Raw genomic sequence first — 20453 nt, 5'->3', positions numbered from 1 at the left:
CACGCTAACACGCTGTAAAAAATAATAATCCACGTTAACCGGGGGATATATGAACTCTCAGCCAGAGCAGACCGCGTTTATTGAAGACAAGTCGATCGATTTTGTTCCCGCCGGGGAGCGTCATGGCCATGCCCGCAGCCTGTTTACCCTGTGGTTTTGCACCAATATTGCGCCGCTGGCGGTGGTGACCGGGGCTATCTCCACACAAACGTTTCATCTCGATATTCTCTCGGCGCTGAGCGCGATTATCGCCGGCCACCTGTTCGGCGGTATTTTTCTGGCGCTGACCTCTGCCCAGGGGCCACAGGTCGGAATACCGCAAATGGTGCAGAGCCGGGCGCAGTTTGGCCGCTACGGCTCGCTGTTGGTGATCGTGTTCGCCACGGTGATCTATCTGGGGTTCTTTATTTCCAATATCACGCTTTCCGGCAAGGTCATCCATAACGTCATCCCGTCATTGAACATGGGCGTGGCGACGGTGATTGGCGCGGTGTTGGCAACGTTGATCGGGGTGGTGGGCTACCGTTTCATCCACAAGATCAACAAAATCGGCGCCTGGGTGATGGGCAGCGCGCTGATTCTCGGATTGGTATTGATGTTTTCTCAACCGCTGCCGGCGGATTTTTGGCAGCGGGGATCGTTCAGCATTGCCGGTTGGTTCGCCACGTTCTGCATCGGCGCCGTCTGGCAAATCAGCTTCTCGCCCTACACGTCAGACTATTCGCGTTACCTGCCGGCGGAAGTCGGCATTGCCAAACCCTTCCTGTATACCTACCTGGGCGCCTGCAGCGGCACCATTTTGGCCTTCGTGTTCGGCGTGGTGGCGGTCAATCTGGTCGCCGGCAGCGACGATGCCATGGAGGCGGTGCGCCAGGCGACGGGAGGGCTGGGGCCGGTGCTGATGGTGCTGTTTCTGATCAACATCATCTGCCATAACTCGATGAATTTGTACGGCGCGGTGCTTTCACTCATCACTGCGGTACAAACCTTCTTACCGCAGTGGATGCCGAATGCGCGTATACGCACGCTGTTCTCGGCGCTGATTTTGCTGGGGGCTGTGTGGGTGGCGCTGGTTGCCTCGGCCAACTTCGTTCATCTGTTCCTGAACCTGATTTTTGCCTTGATTTCGGTGCTGATCCCCTGGTGCATGATCAACCTGATTGATTTTTACCTGCTTAACCGCCAACGCTATGACATTTCGGCCATTTTCAGCGCCGACGGCGGGCGCTACGGCCTGCTCAACACCCGCGCGCTCGGCGTTTATTTCGGCGGTATTGCGGTGCAGGTGCCTTTCGTCGAGAACGCATTCTTCTCCGGCCCTTACGCCAATCTGATCCCGGGCGCAGACATTTCCTGGGTGATCAGCATGGTGCTGACCGGCATCGCCTACCCATTGTGTTGTTCGCGACGGGCTAACTGGGCGGTGCAATTATAATTCTCCTGCATCCCGGCCAGCATAAAAGACCGGTTTGAGTGATATGATAAAGTAATTTTTAGAACAGGATGTTTCTAATTTTTTAATTTATTAAATTAGATAATAATCATATGAAATGGCTAAATGGATTTGGGCTAACTTATGATTGTTATATTAATGTTGCTGCTCATGGTGTTTTATATATCGCTAGCTTATGAGTTTAAAAGAATGAAAAAGCGAAGAATATATGCCTGCCATAAAAGGAAAAGGAGGGCGTCGGTTAGGCGATTAATCAACATGCTGTTATTCAAGTAATTTCTCGCAGTAATTCTTACAGGAGGGAACACGATTATTGAGATATATCTCCCCCTGGTTATTAGTTGTTTCGCTACGTTTATATTGCGTCGGGTTGGCTCCGACGCAACATCAGCCTGCGGCGAATAGCCGCTGCTGCCAATAGGCCAGTTGCGTCAATGTCATGGGCTCGGCGGCAATGATTGCGTGATTTTCCAAGGCGATTTCGCGTGCGCGTTGCAATGGCTCGGCGCTGAGGCGCTGCACGCTTTGCCGCAGCGCCTGTTGCGTTTGCGCCAGCTCGTTTGCGTCCACGTGCGCCAGCTCATGACGCATCTGCAGTAAGAATTCGTCGGTTAACTGCCGCAGCTGTTCAACGTTGAACGTTGGGGATTGCAGCGCGAACAGCAGGCCTTCGGCATCGGCGCAGCGGTGGAAGGCGCATTGCACCACGTAGCCCACGTTGCGGTCCACGCGCAACCGCTGAAAATAGCGCGGCGCGTAAAGCTGGGCCAGCACGCGCAGCGCCCAACGGCCTGCCGCTTCGCCGTTCGGCAGCGGGTAAAACTGCAGCAAGGCGCTTTCGGCGCCGCTTTCCGTCAGCGTGACGGGGCGATGATGCTGATATATCGGCAGCGGCGGCTCGGCGGCCACGGGATAGGGGAAGTCGTACAGCAGGTGCGACAGCTGCCGTTTTAACTCGCCATCGCCGCCGACTAAGGTGGCATGCCACTGCACCGCTGTTGCTATCGGCGCGCTGAGCGCCGCGGGCAATTGGGCCAGCAGGCGACGAATGGCGATGTCGTTTTGCTCTTGCAACTGCGTATGGCGCAGGTTTCTCGCCGCCTCGTTGAGAATGGCCGACGGCAACGCCGCCAGAGCCCGGTTCACCTCGCTCATCCCGTGGCAAAGCAGCGCGGGGCTGCCCGCCAGCTGCAGCAGCCACGCACCCTGGTGGCGTTCGAAGCTTAAATGTCCTTCCCTATGCGCCAGCTCTGCCGCCCCGGCGCGCAGCGCCGCCTGTAAGCCGTAGGCCTGTGCATCACTGAAGGGGCTGGACGGCGTCGGCCGCAGCAGCAGCACCGGCTGCGCTTCGTCGGGGCGCAGATGCCGCAGCGGCGCCAGGCCGGCAGGCAATGTCGGGGGCGGCAGCGCCGCCGAGGAGGAGAAAAAGCGGAAGGGTTCAGCCGTAGCCGTCAGCGCGGCGCCGGCGAAGGGGCCAAGCGCCAGCGGCAGCCCTTGAATTTCACGGGTTTCACCGCCGCCTTCGGGCCGCACGGCCAGGCGACGGCGCGGCGCGCTAATCAACGCCGCAATATGCCGTGGCCAATCGTCGTTCTGCTCCGCCGGCGGCAGCCTAAACGCTCTGGCACGCAGCTGGTCGAGCGGCGCCAAACGGTGGAAATCGCGATTTGCCAGCCGCTCGTAATGCGCAAGCTGGGCCGGTGTCAGCACCTGCAGCGCCTGCAGCCACGCCAGCAGGGCGCTTTCGATGCAGGCAGCCTCAGCGGCTGAACCGTGATTGACGGTAAAGATAAAACTCAGCAGCGCGTTGTTCTCGCTGCAGCGCGAATAATCGAGCCGAACGGCATCGCACCACGCCTGAGCGCGCAGCCGGGCCAGCAGCCCGCCGGGGGCTTCGTCCAGCAGCAGGCGCTCCAGCCGCCGTAGCCAGCCGCGCGAATGAGAGCGCGGCAGGGCAAACACCAGTCTCAGCTGCGGCGTGCCGGGCAGCGTCAGGGTGTAATCTTCCGCAGCGGTCAGCGGCGGTGAGCTCTCGTGCGGTGAGCCGTTGCCCGCCGGCAGCCGGCTGCCGTAGCGCTGGGCCAGCGCATGCAGCTGCGCCAGCGATTGCGGGCCTTGCAGCCACAGCGTCAGGTTTGGCGCGCGAAAATAGCGCTGATGAAACTGCCGCAGCGCCAGCTGCAACGCGGAAATATCGCTGCCAAAGGCGGCGCGGCTGCCGATATGAAAGCGATGCATTGCGTCGAGGCCGCTGAACATCTGTCGCTGCGCGGCTTCGCAGCGGGTTTCCACATCGGCGCGCAGCAGGCGATATTCAGCGTCGATGACCTCAATCTCCTGAGCGATCGCCTCGGCCGCCAGCTGCGGGGCGGCGAGCATATCGCTCAGCCGCGCCAGCCCCGGCGCCAAATGGTCTGCGCTCACCTCGAAGAAGAAGGCGGTTTGCGTGGCCTGGGTGGTGGCGTTCAGCCGGCCTCCCACCGAGGCGACCCAGGCCATCAGACCATCTTGCACGCCGTAGTTCGCGCTGCCGCGAAACAACATATGCTCCAGCAGATGCGCCAGGCCCGGCCAGGCGACGGGCGCCTGAAAACTGCCCGCTTCAATGCGCACCAGCGCGGCGGCGCCCGCGGCGGCAGGATCGCTTATCGCCTTGACGGCCAAACCGTTGTCGAGCTGCCACGAGGCGGCGGCGGGTGTCATCGTCAACCCTTGAAAATCAGACGGGAGTTGGCCTGATTGCGAAAACGCAGCTGATCGATACCGATCTGCGAGCGATTCGCCGCTTCCCGCGCCGCCAGAATGGTGCCGTGGTGGGGCGATTTGCCGCACACCGGGTCGGCGTTGTCGGCGTTGCCGGTCAGCATGAACGCCTGGCAGCGGCAGCCGCCGTAGTCTTGCTCTTTCTCCGAGCAGGAACGGCACGGCTCCGGCATCCAGTCATAGCCGCGATAGCGGTTAAACCCGAACGAGTGGTACCAGATATGCTGCAGATCGTGCTCCAGCACCGACGGGAAGGCGATCGGTAACTGACGGGCGCTGTGACAGGGTAACGCCATGCCTTCCGGCGTCACGCTCATGAAGATGGCGCCCCAGCCGCCCATGCAGCCTTTGGGGCTCTCCTCGTAGTAGTCCGGCGTGACGAACAGCAGGTTGGCCAGCTTGCCGTCGGTGGCCATGCGTTCGCGGTAGCGTTTCACCACCGCTTCCGCGTCGGCGATCTGCTCGCGGGTCGGCAGCAGCCCCTCGCGGTTGAGGTGCGCCCAGCCGTAGAACTGGCAGGTCGCCAGCTCGACGTCGTCGGCGTCCAGCTGGATCGCCAGTTCGATAATGCGGTCGATCTGGCCGATATTATGGCGATGCAGCACGAAGTTGAGCACCATCGGATAGCCGAGCGCCTTGACCGCCCTGGCCATGGCCAGCTTCTGCTGAAACGCCTTGGCGGAGCCCGCCAGCGCGGCGTTCAGCGTTTCATCGCTGGCCTGAAAACTGATCTGGATATGATCCAGCCCGGCGTCGGCGAAGGTCTGCAGCTTCTTCTCGGTCAGGCCGATGCCGGAGGTGATCAGGTTGGTGTAAAAGCCGAGCTCGCGCGCGGCGGCGATCAGCTCGGGCAGGTCTTTACGCACCAGCGGCTCGCCGCCGGAAAAACCGAGCTGCACGCTGCCCATCGCCCGCGCCTGGCGAAACACCTCGATCCACTGCGCGGTGGTCAGCTCTTTTTCCTGCGCGGCGAAATCGAGCGGGTTGGAGCAATACGGACACTGCAGCGGGCAGCGGTAGGTCAGCTCCGCCAGCAGCCAGAGCGGCGGGTTCACCGCCGGCGCGCGCGCTTCAGTCACGGAAGGTCACCCATTTTTGTTCGTAGGCGCGCTGGAAAAACTCCAGCACGTCTTCCGCCAGCCCTTCGGCGCCGGGGAAGCGGGCGTTCAACTGGGCGATGATGCCGTTCAGCGTGGTGTGGCCGTCGACCAGTTGCAAGATGGCGGCGGCGCTGTCGTTCAGCTTGGCCATGCCTTCCGGGTAGAGGATCACGTGGCTGTTTTGCACTTGCTCCCATTGCAGGCGGTAGCCGCGACGGAAGACGGGGGTATGTTCAGGGTTCAGCGTCATTACACCAGCCTCTGGTTGTGCCATACCCGCGCGGCGGTCACGCTGTGGTAAGGCGGGCGGTTCAGGGTATAGGCCATGCTCATGGCGTCCAGCATGCTCCACAGAATGTCCAGCTTGAACTGCAGGATCTCCAGCATGCGCTGCTGTTTTTCTACGGTGTCGCAATAGTCCAGCGCCAGCGCCAGGCCGTGTTCCACATCGCGGTTGGCCTGGCCGAGGCGGCTGCGGAAATAGTCGTAGCCGGCGGCGTCGATCCACGGGTAGTGCTGCGGCCAGCTGTCGAGGCGCGATTGGTGGATTTGCGGCGCGAACAGTTCGGTCAGCGAGCTGCAGGCCGCTTCCTGCCAGCAGGCGCGGCGCGCGAAATTGACGTAGGCGTCCACCGCGAAGCGCACGCCCGGCAGCACCAATTCTTCAGAGAGCAGGGCGTCGCGCTGCAGCCCGACGGCTTCGCCCAGGCGCAGCCAGGCTTCGATGCCGCCTTCGCTGCCGCCGTAGCCATCGTGATCCAGGATGCGCTGCACCCATTTGCGGCGGGTTTCCGGCTGTGGGCAGTTGGCCATGATCGCCGCGTCTTTGATCGGAATGCTGGTCTGGTAGTAGAACCGGTTGGCCACCCAGCCCTGGATCTGTTCGCGGGTCGCTTCGCCGTTGTGCATCGCGATGTGGTACGGGTGGTGAATATGGTAATAAGCGCCTTTGGCGCGCAGCGCCGCTTCAAACGCCTGTGGGTCAAGGGGCAGTGGTTGCGTCATGGCGGTTCCCTACAGTTCGATATTCATGCCGTCCCAGCTCACTTCAATGCCGGCGGCGGTCAGGCTTTGCCGCTCTACCGAGTCTTCATTGAGGATAGGGTTGGTATTGTTAATGTGGATCAGGATTTTGCGCCTGGCGGGCAAGGTGGCGAGCAGGGCCGCCAGCCCGTGTTCTTCCGCCAGCGCCAGATGCCCCATGTCCTTGCCGGTATTGCGGCCCACGCCGGCGTTGGCCAGCTCGTTGTCGCGCCACAGCGTGCCGTCGATCAGCAGGCAGTCCGCGCGGCGCAGCCACGGCAGCAGCGCCTCGTCCGGCTCACCTAGGCCCGGCGCGTACAGCAGCCCGACCCCGCGCGCGGTATCTTCGATAAACAGCGCCACGTTGTGGCCCGGCAGCGGGCGATCGCGGAACGGCGAATAGGGCGGCGCGTTGCTGAGCAGCGGAATGGCGGTAAAGCGCACGTTCGGGCAGACCATCGTGCGGAACGGCTCGCCGGGCGTCACCGGGTGGTGAATCAGGCCGCCGTTCCAGTGTGAGAGCATGGGAAACACCGGGAAACCGGTGCTGAGATCGTCATGCACTTCAGGGGTGCACCAGACGTGATGCGGGCAGCCCTCGCGCAAATTGAGCAAGCCCGCGCTGTGATCGATCTGGCTGTCGGTCAACACGATCGCGCCGATGCCGGTGCCGCGCAGCACCTCGGGATTATTCAATTCGGGCGAGGCCAGCAGCTGATGGCAAATGTCCGGGGAAACGTTGCACAGCACCCAGTTTTTACCGTCGTCGCTGACGGCGATGGAGGACTGCGTGCGGCGCGTGGCGCTGATGCTGTGGTCGCGAACGCCCCGACAGTTGTCGCAGTTGCAATTCCACTGGGGAAAGCCGCCGCCCGCCGCCGAGCCGAGAACTTTTATCTGCATGTCTAAACCAGAAAAGAAGGAAAGAAATGCCCGCGCGAAAGGCGGGCAGACGGGCGATTAACGGTTGGAAATGTACAGCGTCACTTCCAGCCCCAGACGCAGATCAACAAACTCAGGTTTAGTCCAGGTAGTCATAGCGGTGCTCCTTTGCATGCATCGTAATAAGTCGAACCCAATGAGAAACGTTCGCATTCGGCCGGCCCAATGTTGGCGAAATGTGACGGAGATCGCAACCTTTAAAGCGTAACCGGGTTATTCACCCCAGGCGGCGGTGAGCGCGTTCAGCCAGTTGCGCCAGGTCAGCTTCTCCAGCAACCGGTTATCGAACCCGGCCTGCGCCAGCGCTTGCGTCAGGCGCGGCAGGCCAGCGGCGTCCTCCAGCGGTTGCGGTACGTTGACCCCGTCAAAATCAGAGCCAAATCCCACGCGATCTTCACCAAGTTTAGCGATCAAATACTCAACGTGTTTAACAATTTCTGTTAAGCCGGTTGTTGCACTGTCACGTTTACCGTCCGCACGCAGGAAGGCGGTGCCGAAATTGACGCCGACCATCCCGCCGCTCTGGGCGATGGCGCCCAGCTGTGCGTCGGTCAGGTTGCGCGGCTGGGGGCAGAGGGCGTGGGCGTTGGAGTGGGTGGCGACCAGCGGCGCGTTGCTCAGCGCGGCGGTTTGCCAGAAGGTTTTCTCGTTCATGTGCGAGACGTCGATCATGATGCGGCGGCGGTTGCAGGCGCGGATCAGCGCCTCGCCGGCCGGCGTCAGGCCGGGGCCGGTATCGGGTGAGCCCGGGAACGGCCCGCTGACGCCGGTGCCGAAGGCGTTCGGCAGATTCCAGAATGGCCCGATGCTGCGCACGCCCAGCCGGTAGAAGGCCTCCAACTGCGTCAGCTCCGCGTCGATCATGCCGGCGCCTTCGATATGCAGCACCGCGGCGATTTGCCGGTTGAGGCGGCACTGTTCTATCTCGGTGGCGGTGCGGCAGATGCGCAGCCGCCCCTGAGAAGCCTGTTCCAATTGCTGCAGGATGGCGATCTGCCGTTCGGCGATCGCCAGCGGATCGAAGGCGGCCTGCGCCTCGTCCTGCGTTTGGTTGCGCATCTGGGCGATATAGCTGACCGGGGGAATAAATACCGCGAACAGTCCGCCGAAAAATCCGCCGCGCCGCATGCGGGAGAAATCGAGGTGGCCCGGCGTGACGCGGGAATAGAAGGCGGCGGCCGGATCGTCGTCGTGCTGCAGCCACAGGTTGAGCAGCAGGTCGTTATGGCCGTCGAATACCGGCCAGAGAGGGGGAAGCGTCATGAGCGTTTCACTGAGTCAGGCATCGTGAACGCTATGTTCTCCCATCGCGCGAGGGGGAACAACCCTCAGGGTATGGGGGCTTTGCCGTTGGCTGGATCACTCGACGTCAGTAATGCAAAATCTAGTGACATTGTCACTATTCGCGAAACGGTTCCTGCACGCGCTGGCGACAGACCGACAGCACCAATTGCCGCAGCCAGCGGTGATCCGCCTCGGCGTCTAGGCGCGGGTGCCACATTTGCGACACGGTAATGGGCGGCGTTTTCACCGGCAGCTCAAAGACGCGCAGCGGGCCGTCGGCCGGTTGAGCGTGCAGGAAGGAGGCGGGCAACAGCGCCAGCAGGTTCGAGGCCTGCGCCACCGCCAGCGCGGCCGGAAAACTCGGCACCACGGCGGCAATCTGGCGCGTCAGCCCCAGCTCCGCCAGCGCGGCGTCTACCGGCCCGAGAATGCGCCCGCTGCGCGAGGCCACCACGTGGCCGCAGGCGGCATAGTCGGCGGCGCCGATTTCCCGCTGCGGCGCCAAGGGATGCGCGCTTCTCATCACGCCGACGAAGCGATCGCGAAACAGCGCCTGCAGGTGGATTTCCGGGCCCATGTCACCCAGCACGCCTATCTCCAGATCGACCAGCCCTTCACGCAGCGGGCGGTCGCTTTTCTCCGGCTTGGGCGCAAAGCGCAGCCGCACCCGCGGCGCCTGTTCGGCAGCGGCGGCGATCAGCGCCGGGCCGAAGGCTTCGACGAAGCCGTCGTTGGCACGCAGCGTGAAGGTACGATCCAGCTCGGCGGGATCTAATGCTCCCTGCGCCGGGCGCAGCAGCGCACGGGCTTCGAATGCCGTATTTCGCGTCCGCTCGCGCAGCGTTTCGGCATAGGGCGTCAGCACCATATGACGGCCGGCGCGAACCAGCAGGGGATCGCCGGTGGCCGCGCGCAGCCGGTTGAGGGTGCGGCTCATCGCCGAAGCGCTTAAACCGAGACGCCGTGCGGCGCCGACGACGCTGCCCGCCGTCAGCAGCGCATCGAGCGCGATCAACAGGTTGAAATCAGGGTCGGCCATGCGTGCGTATCCTGTGGCGCTGGAATGAGAGAAGGCGTTTGCTGCAGTATATTAGCGTAAACGCTGCGTCTCCTGCGATCTGATGAGCAATAAAAAAGCCGATAACGCAAGTTATCGGCTTGAGTGGCAGACTGCGCGACGTTACGCCGGCAGCTGCTGCGCGGTTTTCTCGACCAGCGCCAGCAACAGCTTGATGTCTTCCAGCGTCACGATCGGGTTCAGCAGCGTCATCTTCAGGCAGGTTACGCCATCGAACTCGGTCACGCCGAGGTTGGCGCGGCCCGATTCCAGCAGGGCGTCGCCGATGCGCTGGTTGAACAGGGCGACGGCCGCGTCGCCGTTCGCCGCCAGCTGTGCCGGACGGTAGCGGAACAGCACGCTGGCCAGCTGCGGCTGCATCACCAGTTCCAGCGATTCCTGATCGGCGATGTAACGCGCTACCTGTTGCGCCAGCGTCACGCCATGATCGATGATCTCGGCGTATTGCTTCTGCCCCAACGCCTCCAGCCCCATCCACAGCTTCAACGCATCGAAGCGGCGGGTGGTCTGCAGCGACTTGGACACCAGGTTCGGCACGCCTTGCGCTTCGTCGAACTCGGAGTTCAGGTAGGCCGCCTGATAGCGCATCAGCTCATAGTGACGCTCGTCTTTCAGCAAGAAGGCGCCGCAGCTGATGGTCTGGAAGAACTGCTTGTGGAAGTCCAGGGTAATGGAGTCCACCAGTTCCAGGCCGTCGAGGTAGTCGCGGTACTGCTCGGAAAGCAGCAGCGCGCCGCCCCAGGCCGCATCCACGTGTACCCAAATCTGCTGCTGCGCCGCCAGCCGCGCGATGTCGCGCAGCGGGTCAATGGCACCGGCGTCGGTGGTGCCGGCGGTGGCGACAATCGCCATCACCTGCTCGCCGTTGGCCTTGGCCTGCGCCAGTTTTTCCGCCAGATCGTTCACGTCCATGCGGGCGAAGCGATCGGTTTTCACCAGGGTGACGGATTGATAGCCGAGGCCCATCAGCGCCATGTTCTTCTGCACCGAGAAGTGGGCATTTTCAGAACAGAACACCTTCAGCTTGCGCAGATCGCCCACCAGGCCGTCCTGCTGCACGGAGTGGCCCTGACGCGCGAAGAATGCATCGCGCGCCAGCATCAGCCCCATCAGGTTGCTCTGGGTGCCGCCGCTGGTGAACACCCCGGCGTCGCCGGGCTGGTAACCAACCTGGGCGCGCAGCCATTCGATCAGCTTCATTTCGATCAGCGTGGCCGACGGGCTCTGATCCCAGGAATCCATGCTCTGGTTGGTGGCGTTGATCAGCACTTCGGCGGCCTGGCTTATCACCAGGCTCGGGCAGTGCAGGTGCGCCACGCACTGCGGGTGGTGCACCGACAGGCTGTCTTTCAAAAAGTACTCGATGGCGCGATCGATCGCCGCCTGGTTGCCCAGGCCTTGCGGGGTGAAGTCGAGCTTGATGCGCTCGCGCAGTTCGGCAACGCTTTTGCCCTGATACATCTCGGGCTGTTGCAGCCACTGCACGACGGCTTCACTGCTCTGCGCGATCGCCTGGCGGTAAGCCTCGGCGCTGTGCGCCGAGGAAGCCAGAATCGGGTTTAACTTGGACATCGCGGTCATTCGCTCCAATCAGACTGGCTTGACGCCGGCGGCCAACAGCGCCTGCTCAAATTTATCCAGGAAAATACCCAGCTCATCGTTGGTGATCAGCAGGGAAGGCAACAGACGCAGCACGCAGCCATTGCGCCCGCCGCGCTCCAGGATCAAACCGGATTCGAAGCACTTTTTCTGCAGCAACGCGGACAGCTCGCCATCGGCCGGGTAGCAGCCCATGTGATCCTGCGCTTCGTTCGGCTTGACGATCTCGATGCCGATCATCAGGCCCAGGCCGCGGACGTGACCGATCACCGGATACCGTTTCTGCAGCTCGGCCAGTTTGCCTTTCAGCCATTCGCCCTGCGCGGCCACTTTGTCGGCGACCTTGTGCTCTTTCAGGTATTGCAGGGTGGTCAGGCCGGTGGCCATCGCCAGCTGGTTGCCGCGGAAGGTGCCGGTGTGGTGACCCGGTTCCCAGGCGTCGAACTCTTTCTTGATGCCCAGCACCGCGAGCGGCAAGCCGCCGCCGACCGCTTTCGACATCACGATGATGTCCGGCTCGATGCCCGCGTGTTCGAAGGCGAACAGCTTGCCCGTACGGGCGAAACCGGCCTGAACTTCGTCGATGATCAGCAGAATGCCATGCTCCTGCGTCACTTTGCGGATGCGCTGCAGCCACTCGGCCGGCGCCGGGTTAACGCCGCCTTCGCCCTGAACGGCTTCCAGGATCACCGCCGCCGGTTTGCGCACGCCGCTTTCCACGTCGTTGATCAGGTTGTCGAAGTAGTAGGTCAGCGCCTTGACGCCGGCTTCGCCGCCGATGCCCAGCGGGCAGCGGTATTCATGCGGGTAAGGCATGAACTGCACTTCCGGCATCATGCCGTTGATCGCCGCCTTCGGCGACAGGTTGCCGGTGACCGACAGCGCGCCGTGGGTCATGCCGTGATAGCCGCCGGAGAAGCTGATCACGCCGGAACGGCCGGTGTGCTTTTTCGCCAGCTTCAGCGCGGCTTCCACCGCATCGGCGCCGGACGGGCCGCAGAACTGCAGGCAATATTCTTTGCCTTCGCCCGGCAACAGAGAGAGCAGGTAATCGGAGAAACGATCTTTTAACGGGGTCGTGAGATCGAGAGTATGTAACGGCAAGCCGCTGGTAATGACATTTTGGATGCTTTGCAGGACGTCGGGGTGATTATGTCCAAGAGCCAACGTTCCCGCCCCGGCCAGGCAATCAAGATATTGATTATTCTCAACATCAGTGATCCAAACGCCCTGGGCTTTCGCAATTGCCAACGGCAATTTGCGCGGATAACTCCTAACATTCGACTCAAATTCGGCTTGGCGCGCCAAATAGGTTTCATTGTTTCCGTTTAATGAGTTTGCAACTAAAGTATCAATACGGACTTTATCCGTCATCATATCTCTCCTACAACCGAAGGTCTCAAGACGCAACGATTGAATTAATGAATTAGAAAAGTAACTGCCTTGTGAAAAGCGCGACCAATATATGGCTTTTTCGCCTGGGACTCAATAGCCGATTTTGTTTTGAATTGTTTAGTTTTTTCTTAGGCTCATCAATATGTTGTTGATTTGTTGACCGTTGGTTTTGCCGGCAAAAAACAACATTTCTTTAACATTGCGTAAAAATGCTTTTCTGCTTTCCTTTGGCTGCTTCTTTAATGCATTTATTATTAAGGTGAATTTCCGATTAATAACATAAATAGAAAATAGCGGCTTATTTTCATCTATTCACCACCTTAAGTCCTAAAGCGGTTATATACACAAAATTTGTGATGAATATAAGCAGCCGAGCGTTAAAAGCGCAGTATCCAGAGCGGTGATTTCTTGCAGATTTTACGTAGCGCGATCAAAAAAGCGGGATTTTTGTGCGGCCGCCGGCGTGTTTGCCGGCGCCGCGGTCATTAACGTTGCTGTAACCAGGCGTGGTAACGCTGCAGGATACGGCGGGTACGCCACTGATCGACGACCAGCGTGAACAGCGGTGAGTAGCGCACATTGCGCGGCCGATCGTCACTCAACGCGCGCATCCGGCGCTTGACCAACGCCATGCGGGCGAGCGACGCCATCACCTTGCTGCGCCAGGTGACCGGGGCAGGCAGCGCATGGGGGGCCGCGCCGGTTTGCCAGCGCCGCGGCAGATCGGGCACTTCCGCCATGGCGGTAGCGATGCCGACGACCGCGACGCCGCTGTCCAGCACCCGCTGCGCCACCGACGGGCGGGCGATGCCGCCGGTGGTCATCACCGGCATGCGCGCGACGGCGGCAAGATCGCGGGCGAAGGTCAGAAAATAGGCTTCGCGCGCCAGAGTGCGGCCGTCCGCCGTGTCGCCTTGCATCGCCGGGCTTTCGTAGCTGCCGCCGGACAGTTCGATCAGATCGACCGGCAACTCGTTCAACATCAGCACCACCTGGCGGGCATCGTCCGATGAAAAACCGCCGCGCTGGAAATCGGCGGAGTTCAGTTTGACCGCCACGCAAAATTCCGGCGAGACGCGCTCGCGCACCGCACGCACTACTTCCAGCAGCAACCGGGCGCGGTTCGCCAGCTCGCCGCCCCAGCGATCGTTGCGCTGGTTGGTCAGCGGCGAGAGAAACTGGGAAATCAGATAGCCGTGCGCCGCGTGGATCTCCACGCCGGTAAAACCGGCCTGTTCGGCGGCGTGCGCGCTGGCGGCGAAGCGCGCGATCACCTCGGCGATCTGCGCTTCATCCATCGCCCGCGGCTGGGCGAACAGCTTGCTGTGCTTGCCCATCGCCAGCGGGATGGCGGAGGGCGCCCACGCGTTACCGCCCATGTTCGCCATCACCTGCCGGCCCGGGTGGTTAAGCTGCATCCACACCTGCGCGCCGCCCTGGCGCGCGGCCTTGGCCCAGGTTTCGAACGGGGCGAGCGGCGTGTCCTGTTCCAGCACCACGCCGCCGGGGCCGGTCATGGCGCGGCCGTCGATCATCACGTTGCCGGTGATGATCAAGCCGGCGCCGCCTTCGGCCCAGTAGCGGTATAAGCGCCACAGCGCCGGGCCGGGCAATTGGCCCGGGGCGGCCAGATTTTCTTCCATCGCCGCCTTGGCCAGACGGTTGGATAAACGGCTGCCGTTGGGCAGTGTCAGTGGGGTAAACATCGGTTTGCGCTCCTGTCGTACGGGGAATGGCGCTATACTAGGTTTAAAGTTAACTTTAAGGTCAATAGGGCATGAAGATCGGAGAATTGGCGCAGCGCGCCGGCATGGCCGCCTCGGCGATACGCTACTACGAGCAGTTGGGGTTGTTGCCGAAACCGGTGCGCGGCGTCAACGGCTATCGGGTGTACGGCGACAGCGCGCTGGAGCGTTTGCACCTGATCCAAATCGGCCAGAATCTGGGTTTTTCGCTGCAGGCGATCCAACGCGTGCTGGCGCTGCAGGGCAGCGCTTATCAGGATGGGTTGATACGTGGCGTCGATGAACGGCTGGCGGAGATCGAGCTGATGATGGCCACGCTGAATGAACAACGAGAAACCTTGTTGACGACCCGGCTGACCTTATTGGAGTCAGGTGTCGCCGGGCTGTGCCAAGCCAAGGGCGAAAAACAGGCCGACGCATCGCCGGCCCGGCCGGCAAAGCTTAGCGGCGTTTAAAGGCGGAACGCCCGGCATACACCGCCGCGGCGCCCAACTGGTCTTCGATGCGCATCAGCTGATTGTATTTTTCGATGCGCTCGCCGCGGCTCGGCGCGCCGGTTTTCAGATGGCTGGCTCGCATCGCGATCGTCATGTCGGCGATAAAGCTGTCGACGGTTTCACCGCTGCGGTGCGAGATAAAGGTGCCCCAGCCGTTCGCCTGGCAGAGCTGTACGGCGGCGAAGGTTTCGCTCAGCGTGCCGATCTGGTTCAGCTTGATCAGCGCCGCATTGGCCAACCGTTCATCAATCCCGCGCTGGATGTATTTCACGTTGGTGACGAACAGATCGTCGCCGACCAGCTCCACCTGGTCGCCCAGGGCATCGCTCAGAATACGCCAGCCGGCCCAATCGTCTTCGGCCAAGCCGTCTTCAATCAGCACGATGGGGAAGTCCTGCACCAGCCGTTGGTAATAGGCCGTCATCTGGGCTGCGTCCAACTCGAGGTTCTCGCTGCGCAGACGGTACTTGCCGTCTGCGTAGAATTCGCTCGAGGCCGGATCCATGCAGATCGCGATATCTTCTCCCGGCCGGTAGCCGGCTTTTTCTATCGCCTGCACGATCAGCTCGAGCGGCTGGCGATTTGAGGCGACCGCCGGCGCGAAACCGCCTTCGTCACCGACGCCGACCGACAGGCCTTTTTCCAACAGGATTTGGCGTAGCGCCTGATAAACTTCACTACCCCAGCGCACGGCCTCGCGCAGCGACGGCGCGCCCAGGGGAGCTATCATAAACTCCTGAAAGTCCGCCCCTTGCCACCGGGCGTGCACGCCGCCGTTGATGATATTCATGCAGGGCACCGGCAGCAGGTTGGCGCCGATGCCGCCCAGATAACGATACAGCGGCAGCTGCGACAATTGCGCCGCGAGGCGGGCGGCGGCCAGAGAAACGCCGAGCAGGGCGTTGGCCCCCAATCGGCTCTTGTTCTCGCTGCCGTCCAGCGCGATCAGCCGGCGGTCAATCTCCGCCTGTTGGCGCACATCCACCCCGAGTAGCGCCTCATTGATCGCCGTTTTGACGCTGTGCACCGCCTCCAGTACGCCTTTGCCGCCGAAACGGTGCGGATCGCCGTCGCGGTGCTCCACCGCCTCGCGCGACCCGGTGCTGGCTCCCGAAGGCACCGAAGCCCGGGCCACGACGCCCGCCGCGCTCATGTCGACTTCGACGGTCGGGTTGCCGCGCGAATCCAGGATCTCTCTGGCGGTTACGCTTTCAATCTCATAGCTCATGGGTAGTCACCTCGTTCTAGGGAGTGGGAACGTGTTTTATCAGCACGTCGATGGATAAATGGTTGATGAATTCGAAACCGAAGGAGGCAAAGACGCCAAACGGACGGTTCTGATGGCCGAGCAACAAAAGATCGACGCCTTCACGGGCAATCAGGGCTTCGACGTCTTTGAAGCGATGGATGCTGACGATTGCGCGCACCTCCAGGGGGATTGAGCAGTCTTCCACCAGGCGGCTGAGCATGGCTTTGGCGGCGATCACCTCGCTGGACTGGCGATCTTTGGTTTGCGCATCGCTGAGGTAGTCCAGCTCGGCATAGTCGGCGCTGATGTGCGCCACGGTAATGCGCGTATTCATCTGCTGATTGAGGCGTTCGGCATGGCGCAACAGCAGCCGGCCGTCGCGTTCATCCTGTACCAGCAGTAAAGCGTGTTGATAGAGCGGCATGACTTATCTCCCTGCGTTAGCGATCTGGAGGGTTAACCACGGTAAAACCTCTTTTTTTCGGCTCGTCATATCGGGCAGCGATACCTGACGAATGCCGAGCACCCGGTTCGACGAGAAATACAGGGTGGAGCGGCGGCGGGTGATATCGGTGACCAATAGTGCAGCCATCTCCAGCCCGGCTTCCTGCTTCGCTTGTTCAAGCGCCTGTTGCAGTGCGGGCAACAGCGGATCGATGTCGCTCATGGCCCGCACTTCTATCTGCGACAGCAGCAGCGAAACGGTATGGATGCGGTAATTCTTGGCGTCGCGCTGCAGCAACTGCGGGGCGGATTGCCCGGAGAGATCGGTTTTGGCGGCCAGCAGCCCGGCGATGAAAGCGTCATAGTCGATGTGAGAGATTGCGCGCAACCGGGTGACCGCCAGCCGATCCTGTTCCGTGGTGGTCGGCGCACTGAGCGCGACGGTGTCGCTCAGGATGGCGCCCAGCAGCAGCGTGGCCTGCGCGGCGTTAAGTGGCATCGGCTTTTCTGCCGTCAGGATCTGCAGGATCACGGTGGCGCAACAGCCGACGGCGCGCACCCAGACATCGGGCGGGTTGCGGGTGACTAACGTGCCCAGCCGGTGATGGTCGATAACGCCGACCACGTCGCTGTCGGGCAATGAGGCCGGGCCTTGTTCGATATCGGTAAAGTCGACCAGCCAGACTTTACGGTCACGGAGATCGCCTTTCAGCAGCGCAGGCGCTTGCACGCCGGCGGTGGCCAGTATGTAGCGGGTTTCCGGCGTCAGTTCGCCGAGGCGGAAAGCCACGGCCGGTTTGCCGAGGTGATTGAGCCAGTCCGCGACCACCAGCGCGCTGCAGATGCTGTCGCTGTCGGGATTTTTATGGCCGAAAACGTACAGGGGCTTTTCCCGCACGGTGAGATCGGGCTGGGACGGAAAAAGGGTAAGACGTGAGATTTCATTCATAGCGACTCCTGACATACCTGCCTAAAAAAATAAAGCGAAGTTGTATATCAGGCGTCATCATCCGGTTCGAGTGAACGCGGCGGTTGGGAAAGGTGGAACACCATCACCTTGTGAACGACTGTAGCGCAGCGCGGTGGCAAACGCAACGTCCGGCAAAGCTGGCGAGAATGCGCAATCGGATTGATACTGAGTGAGTCTATGATGGACAAGGATATTTGTCGCTGACCGACGGATAGGGCGAACGGACTCACGCCGGCTGGCTGCGCCGGATCCGTGGGTGACACAATGGGAGACAACATGCTCGAACCCTGCTTCCCCGAAAACGAAGCCGAACGCCTGTCGGTATTGAATTCGCTGAACGTGCTGGATTCAAACTCGGTGGAAAAACTGGATCGCATCACGCGGCTGGCGGCGAAATACTTCGGCGTGACCATTGCGCTGGTGTCGCTGATCGACCGGGATCGCCAATGGTTTTTATCGCGCTACGGTCTGGATGCCCGGGAAACGCCGCGCAATATCTCGTTTTGCGGCCATGCGATCTTGCAACGCGAAGCGCTGGTGGTGCCCGATACCGCCAACGACCCGCGCTTTTTCGATAATCCGCTGGTGATCGGCGGGCCGAGGATCGGTTTCTACGTCGGGCAGCCGCTGCTGTCGCTCGACGGGCTGCCGCTCGGCACCCTGTGCATTATCGACAGTCACCCGCAGCCGTTTTCCCCGGAACAACTGGCCGATCTGCATGATTTCGCCGCCGTGGTGGAGGAGTATCTGCAGAGTATTGAGCGCCACGTCTATACCGAAAACCTGAAGTCCGACCTGCGGCGCACGGAGGCCCTGTTCGAACAGACCTTCGCCCAGGCGGCGGTAGGGATGGCGCTGGTTTCGCTGCAGGGGTATTGGCTGCGGGTGAACCCGCGCATCTGCGAAATGCTGCACTATTCCGAGCGCGAACTGATGGATCGCACCTTCCAGGACATTACCTATCCGCTCGATCTCAATACCGACCTGGAAAAGCTGCAGCAGCTGTTGAAAAATGAAATCAGCACCTACTCGATGGAAAAACGCTATTTCCGCGCCGACGGCTCGATCGTTTGGGTGCAGCTGACGGTGGCGCTCAATCGCTTGCCGAACGGCAAACCGGACCATTTCATCTCGGTTATCGTCGATATCAGCGAGCGCAAGGCGGCCGAGGCCGATCTGTTCGCGTTGCAGCATGAGCTGGAGGAACGCGTCGAAACCCGCACGCGGGAACTGAACGTGGTGGTCAAAAAACTCAACGAAGAGATTGAAACCCGCGTGCTCGCCGAATATCAGCTCAGTGCGGAGAAGGAGCGTCTGCGCGCCATTACCGACAACATGCCGGCCTTAATCAGCCAGATCGACGGCAATGAACGCTACCTGTTCGCCAACAGCGCCTACAAAACCTGGTTCGGTCTGGAGGAGTCCAGCCTCAGGGGGATGACGGTGCGCGATTTCATGGGGGAAAGCGTTTATCGGATAGCAAAACCGATGATCGAACGGGCCCTCGCGGGCGAAATGGTGAGTTTTGAGAATGAGCTGCAGACCCGGCAGGGGCTGCTGATGATCCACACCACGCTGGTGCCGTGCGAAGCGCAGGGCTTTTACATTCTCGCTATGGACATCACCGAACTGAAGCGGCTGCAGCAGCGGCTGGAATATGACGCGACCCACGACATGCTGACCGGATTGACCAACCGCCGCGCGTTTCTGCGCCGGTTGTCGGGCACGCTGCAGGCCTGTTGCCATCAGCGGCAGATGGCGCTGCTGTTTATCGATCTCGACGGCTTCAAAACCCTTAACGACAGCTATGGCCATGACTTCGGCGACGCGATCCTGAAAACCTTCGCCACGTTGCTCAGCGCTTGCGCCGGCGAGCGCCACAGCGTCTCGCGTCTGGCCGGTGACGAGTTCACGGTGATCCTGTGGCCGTTGACGGATCCGCGGCGCGAGGTCAGCGAGTTTTGCGAAAACGTGTTGGCGCAACTGGCCACAATTACGCAGATCGGGCCGCAGAAGGTACGGCTTTCCGCCAGCATCGGCGCGGCCATTTCCCCACGCGGCGATGTGACGGAGGAGATGCTGCTGACCCGCGCCGACGGCGCGATGTATCAGGCGAAATCGGCCGGAAAGGGCACTTACGCCATCTGCGAGCTGTGAGCGTGCAACCGCGGCAGTGTCAGGGTAAGCTGTTTTTTCTTTTCCTGTGAGCAGAACTCCGGACTGATTGCATGGCGTCAAATCATCAACATAAAGACTGGCTCGAATTGCGACGCGATGACGAAACCGGTATTGAGAGCGTCAACGCTCACTTTCAGGGGCATGCCTACGATCCTCACGATCATGATGAAATGCTGGAAGGCGCCTTCCACAGCACGTTGACCGACGATCCGATGCTGGCGACCGCGATCCACCAGGCGTTTTTTGCGTTGCATCAGGGGGAAGGCCGGCTGGCGCGCGATCAAAGCCTGGATCAACTGCTGACGCTTTTGGCACGGCATATTCGCGTTCGGCCAACTTCCCAAAGCGATGACGCTTTAATTGAGATGAATCGCTTGCGGGACTACTTGCATGCACATATGGCGGATAATCCCAGCCTGGATGAACTTGCTCTTCAGTGCGGCCTGGATCGTTTCCGCCTGACTCGCCAGTTCACCCGGGCTTTCGGCCAGTCGCCGCACGCTTATTTGGTTCGGTTGAGGCTGCGGGCTGCACGCTTGCTGTTGGCGCAGGGGGAAGAACCGGCGCAGGTCGCCATGCAGGTGGGTTTTGCCGATCAGAGCCATTTGGGCCGCTGGTTCCAGCGCGCCTACCGATTATCGCCGGCGGCCTATCAACGCCAGTGCACAAACGTTCTATACCGTTGACTTGCCATCTCCGATGATGCGCGTTTAACAGCACAACGGAGTAGAGC

General features: G+C 61.3%; 18 protein-coding genes and 1 riboswitch. Of the genes, 4 read left to right on the top strand and 14 right to left on the bottom strand.

The genetic code is table 11. The features are described from left to right. The first annotated feature begins 49 nt into the window (after nt 1-49). Nucleotides 50-1435 carry a purine-cytosine permease family protein gene (locus ACJ8HB_RS13160; protein ID WP_047567500.1) on the top strand — a complete coding sequence of 462 codons (1386 nt, stop codon included), beginning with the start codon at nt 50-52 and terminating at the stop codon, nt 1433-1435. Between the two features lie 405 nt (nt 1436-1840). On the opposite strand, the gene pqqF is transcribed toward ACJ8HB_RS13160, so the two are convergent. The 11 genes from pqqF to ACJ8HB_RS13105 all read right to left on the bottom strand — a co-directional run bounded on the left by pqqF (nt 1841) and on the right by ACJ8HB_RS13105 (nt 14343). Beyond that, a complete protein-coding gene (gene pqqF / locus ACJ8HB_RS13155) occupies nt 1841-4156 on the bottom strand; it encodes a pyrroloquinoline quinone biosynthesis protein PqqF (RefSeq protein ID WP_094860075.1) in 2316 nt (771 codons plus the stop codon). A gap of 2 nt (nt 4157-4158) precedes the next feature. After that, entirely contained in the window at nt 4159-5295 is a 1137-nt protein-coding gene (pqqE, locus tag ACJ8HB_RS13150; protein ID WP_047567498.1) for a pyrroloquinoline quinone biosynthesis protein PqqE, read from the bottom strand. Next, nucleotides 5288-5566 carry a pyrroloquinoline quinone biosynthesis peptide chaperone PqqD gene (pqqD, locus tag ACJ8HB_RS13145; RefSeq protein WP_039566152.1) on the bottom strand — a complete coding sequence of 93 codons (279 nt, stop codon included), beginning with the start codon at nt 5564-5566 and terminating at the stop codon, nt 5288-5290. The genes pqqE and pqqD overlap by 8 nt, the downstream gene beginning before the upstream one ends. Further along, nucleotides 5566-6321 carry a pyrroloquinoline-quinone synthase PqqC gene (gene pqqC, locus ACJ8HB_RS13140; protein ID WP_047567496.1) on the bottom strand — a complete coding sequence of 252 codons (756 nt, stop codon included), beginning with the start codon at nt 6319-6321 and terminating at the stop codon, nt 5566-5568. Before pqqC ends, pqqD begins: the two co-directional genes overlap by 1 nt. 9 nt (nt 6322-6330) lie before the next feature. Further along, nucleotides 6331-7242, bottom strand: a complete 912-nt coding sequence (gene pqqB, locus ACJ8HB_RS13135) for a pyrroloquinoline quinone biosynthesis protein PqqB (RefSeq protein WP_041035095.1) — start codon at nt 7240-7242, stop codon at nt 6331-6333. A 57-nt stretch (nt 7243-7299) separates the two neighbouring features. Next, on the bottom strand, nt 7300-7377 hold the full coding sequence (pqqA, locus tag ACJ8HB_RS13130; RefSeq protein ID WP_004937827.1) for a pyrroloquinoline quinone precursor peptide PqqA: 78 nt from the start codon (nt 7375-7377) through the stop codon (nt 7300-7302). Nucleotides 7378-7494: 117 nt separating this feature from the next. After that, the gene (locus ACJ8HB_RS13125; RefSeq protein ID WP_033653175.1) at nt 7495-8544 is read right to left on the bottom strand and encodes a dipeptidase; all 1050 of its coding nucleotides are present in this window, start codon (nt 8542-8544) and stop codon (nt 7495-7497) included. 136 nt (nt 8545-8680) lie between these two features. Beyond that, complete coding sequence (locus ACJ8HB_RS13120) at nt 8681-9604, bottom strand: LysR family transcriptional regulator (protein ID WP_047567494.1); 924 nt, start codon at nt 9602-9604, stop codon at nt 8681-8683. A gap of 141 nt (nt 9605-9745) precedes the next feature. Further along, nucleotides 9746-11215 carry a pyridoxal phosphate-dependent decarboxylase family protein gene (locus ACJ8HB_RS13115; RefSeq protein WP_047571621.1) on the bottom strand — a complete coding sequence of 490 codons (1470 nt, stop codon included), beginning with the start codon at nt 11213-11215 and terminating at the stop codon, nt 9746-9748. An 18-nt stretch (nt 11216-11233) separates the two neighbouring features. Then, nucleotides 11234-12616, bottom strand: a complete 1383-nt coding sequence (locus ACJ8HB_RS13110; RefSeq protein WP_004937838.1) for a diaminobutyrate--2-oxoglutarate transaminase — start codon at nt 12614-12616, stop codon at nt 11234-11236. A gap of 506 nt (nt 12617-13122) precedes the next feature. Continuing rightward, nucleotides 13123-14343 carry an NADH:flavin oxidoreductase/NADH oxidase family protein gene (locus ACJ8HB_RS13105; RefSeq protein WP_047567488.1) on the bottom strand — a complete coding sequence of 407 codons (1221 nt, stop codon included), beginning with the start codon at nt 14341-14343 and terminating at the stop codon, nt 13123-13125. Nucleotides 14344-14414: 71 nt separating this feature from the next. Between ACJ8HB_RS13105 and ACJ8HB_RS13100 the strand changes: the two genes are divergently transcribed. Next, a complete protein-coding gene (locus tag ACJ8HB_RS13100; protein WP_047567486.1) occupies nt 14415-14837 on the top strand; it encodes a MerR family transcriptional regulator in 423 nt (140 codons plus the stop codon). Here the strand turns inward: ACJ8HB_RS13100 and eno are convergent. Genes eno through ACJ8HB_RS13085 form a run of 3 tightly spaced genes read right to left on the bottom strand, consistent with a single transcriptional unit; the run spans nt 14824 to nt 17521 of the window. Next, nucleotides 14824-16107 (bottom strand): phosphopyruvate hydratase, encoded by a 1284-nt coding sequence (gene eno, locus ACJ8HB_RS13095; protein WP_047567484.1) that lies wholly within the window; start codon nt 16105-16107, stop codon nt 14824-14826. The two genes, ACJ8HB_RS13100 and eno, sit on opposite strands and share 14 nt — an antisense overlap. Nucleotides 16108-16123: 16 nt before the next feature. Continuing rightward, a complete protein-coding gene (locus ACJ8HB_RS13090) occupies nt 16124-16552 on the bottom strand; it encodes a universal stress protein (protein ID WP_033648314.1) in 429 nt (142 codons plus the stop codon). A 3-nt stretch (nt 16553-16555) separates the two neighbouring features. Beyond that, nucleotides 16556-17521, bottom strand: a complete 966-nt coding sequence (locus ACJ8HB_RS13085; RefSeq protein WP_080298826.1) for a DHHA2 domain-containing protein — start codon at nt 17519-17521, stop codon at nt 16556-16558. A 41-nt stretch (nt 17522-17562) separates the two neighbouring features. Continuing rightward, a riboswitch (Fluoride riboswitch) is annotated at nt 17563-17638 on the bottom strand. Between the two features lie 180 nt (nt 17639-17818). Here ACJ8HB_RS13085 and ACJ8HB_RS13080 point away from each other — a divergent pair. Then, a complete protein-coding gene (locus tag ACJ8HB_RS13080) occupies nt 17819-19699 on the top strand; it encodes a diguanylate cyclase domain-containing protein (RefSeq protein ID WP_047567481.1) in 1881 nt (626 codons plus the stop codon). A 71-nt stretch (nt 19700-19770) separates the two neighbouring features. Next, nucleotides 19771-20406 (top strand): helix-turn-helix domain-containing protein, encoded by a 636-nt coding sequence (locus ACJ8HB_RS13075; protein ID WP_094860076.1) that lies wholly within the window; start codon nt 19771-19773, stop codon nt 20404-20406. Nucleotides 20407-20453: the final 47 nt, after the last annotated feature.

It is taken from the genome of Serratia sp. CY27727, from assembly GCF_052169275.1.
In the GTDB taxonomy this organism is placed as follows: domain Bacteria; phylum Pseudomonadota; class Gammaproteobacteria; order Enterobacterales; family Enterobacteriaceae; genus Serratia; species Serratia sarumanii.
The sequence above is the reverse complement of the archived record's forward strand: the minus strand, read 5'-3'. Positions and strand labels throughout refer to the sequence as shown.